Consider the following 2,241-nt stretch of genomic DNA (forward strand, 5'->3'; position numbering starts at 1 on the left):
ACCGGGCGCTCGGAATTTCCGTCGCCACCATGCGGAAGATGTTCTGGTCGAGATCCTCGACCTTCAGGCGTTTGGCGCGGTAGCGCGCGGCCCAGGGCCGCAGGTCGATCTCGAACCAGCCTTTCTGATCCTGGACGGCGCGGGCGAGCGCGGTCCTGATTTCCGGTTTCACGCAATCGACATGGATATGGAGCTGGTCCTGGCTGCGGCCCGGGCGTGAATTGATCGCCATGCCGAGGTCGTTCCAGGCGAGCGGCCGCCCGGCGGCCTGCGCGACCCAGGCGCGCTGGCCCCAGGCGTCGGCCCAATAGTTCGGCGCGTTCGGCCGCAGCAGGCTCGGACTTTCGACGCCGGCGACCCGATCCAGCGGAGTGACGATGATATGGGTGGCGTCATCCGGCGCGCGCAAAGTGGCCACGCCCTTGTCGTGGTCCACCGCGAGGCAGGGCAAGGCGACGCCGGTGACGCGGCTGAGCGGGGCGCAGACATTGTGCACGATGCGCCAAAGCCCGTCGCGGCCGAGGAACGCGCCTTCGAAGGACGCGGCCGGCTGGCTGGAGCCGAGGATCGCGCAGGCCAAAGCCAGCGAACCGACAAGAGAGGCGGGCGCGCGGGTCAAAGGCGCGCCGGGGAGAGAGCGTTCACAACGCGAGATGTAGTCATTTTGCCAGCCAACCGCAATTGGGCGGCGGTCGCATCGCCCAGTCCTACGATCGGCGCTGCTCGTAGCGGATCAATGTATCGGGAAATCTGGAGCGGGCGATGAGAATCGAACTCACGACATACAGCTTGGGAAGCTGTCGTTCTGCCACTGAACTACGCCCGCGCGCCTGACTTTCTTAGCCGGATCGCCGCCCGCCTTCAACCGGCGCTGCGAAAATGTTTCGACAGTTTCAGGCCTTGCGCCTGATAATTGGAGCCCATGCCGGCGCCGTAAAGCGCGCGCGGCATTTCCGCCATGCGCTCATAGACCAGCCGGCCCACCGGCTGGCCGTCCTCCAGAATGAAGGGCACGTCATGCGAGCGCACTTCCAGCACCGCGCGCGCCCCGCCTCCGCCCGCTTCCGCCGCGCCGAAGCCCGGATCGAAGAAGCCCGCGTAATGGACGCGGAACTCGCCGACCAAAGGATCGAACGGCGTCATTTCGGCGGCGTGATCCGCCGGAGCGAGCACTTCTTCCTTGGAGGCGAGAATGTAGAATTCGCCGGGATCGAGCACCAGTTCGCCGCCGCCGCTGGCGAAGACCGGCTCCCAATAATCCTCGATGGCGCAGGCGCCCTTCTTGTCGACGTCGATCAACCCGGTATGGCGCTTGGCGCGATAGCCGATCAGCCCGTCGCCAAAGCCCGACAGATCGATCGAGACGGCGACGCCGCCGGCGAAGGACGGATTGTCGGCCGAGACCAGCCTTGAGCGCGCGTGCAGCGCCGCGTGGCCCTCGTCGTCGAGCCGCGCATTGCCGCGCCGGAACCGGATCTGCGACAGCCGCGAACCGCTGCGCGCGAGAATGGGAAAAGTGCGCGGCGAGATTTCCGCGAACAGAGGTCCGTCGTAGCCGGCCTCGATGGTGTCGAAGGCGCGCGCGCGGTCGGCGATGACGCGGGTGAACACGTCGATGCGGCCGGTCGAGCTTTTCGGATTGGCCGAAGCCGCGACATCGGGCGGCAGCGTCAGGCTTTCCATCAGTTCGGCGACATAGACGCAATTGGTTTCCAGCACCGCGCCGGCCGCAAGATCGATCTCATGCAAGGCGTGGCGGGCGATGGCCTCGCCGACGCTGCGCGCGCCCGGCAGGAAGCTCGCGCGCATCCGCCAGGCGCGGCGGCCGAGGCGCAGATCGAGGCTGGCGGGCTGGATCTGGTCCGGCGCCAGCGGCGCGGCGGGACGGATCGCGCCGGCCTGGGCCAGGGCGGCGATCTGATGATCGGCGAATATGCCTTGTTCTTCTGTTTTGGTCGCCGGCGCGGACAACGATTCCCCCAACCCCGAACTGAAACCGCGTCGTGGTCGAAACCCGGCGCGGAGCGCGCGAGCCTAATCCATCTTTCTTTCGCGGCAAAGGCGAAGTTGCCGCGTTGACCCCGCGCGCGGGCGGCGCTACAAGCGAAGAGTGGTCATTTGAGCCGGCCGGCTTGCCGCCACGTTAAACCAATGCGCTAAACAGGCCGGGACTGCCCAAAATCGAGCAGCCGGCCGCCTTTGCTCCCCGAGCACGGGAGCAAAGCGCCGTGAGGAGTTTTT

General features: G+C 66.9%; 2 protein-coding genes, 1 tRNA gene and 1 riboswitch. All 3 genes read right to left on the reverse strand.

The window, feature by feature from the left end; translation table 11 throughout:
• A partial coding sequence (locus tag ACE3S9_RS18750) for a CDP-diacylglycerol diphosphatase (protein ID WP_374547992.1) occupies positions 1–619 on the reverse strand: 619 nt, incomplete at its 3' end.
• A 132-nt stretch (positions 620–751) separates the two neighbouring features.
• Positions 752–826: transfer RNA gene (locus tag ACE3S9_RS18755), tRNA-Gly, on the reverse strand.
• 35 nt (positions 827–861) lie between these two features.
• Positions 862–1,971 carry a 2'-deoxycytidine 5'-triphosphate deaminase gene (locus tag ACE3S9_RS18760; protein ID WP_374547993.1) on the reverse strand — a complete coding sequence of 370 codons (1,110 nt, stop codon included), beginning with the start codon at positions 1,969–1,971 and terminating at the stop codon, positions 862–864.
• Positions 1,972–2,100: 129 nt separating this feature from the next.
• Positions 2,101–2,181: riboswitch (SAM riboswitch) on the forward strand.
• Positions 2,182–2,241 lie beyond the last annotated feature (60 nt).

It is taken from the genome of Rhodoblastus sp. (assembly GCF_041915505.1).
Lineage (GTDB): Bacteria > Pseudomonadota > Alphaproteobacteria > Rhizobiales > Beijerinckiaceae > Rhodoblastus.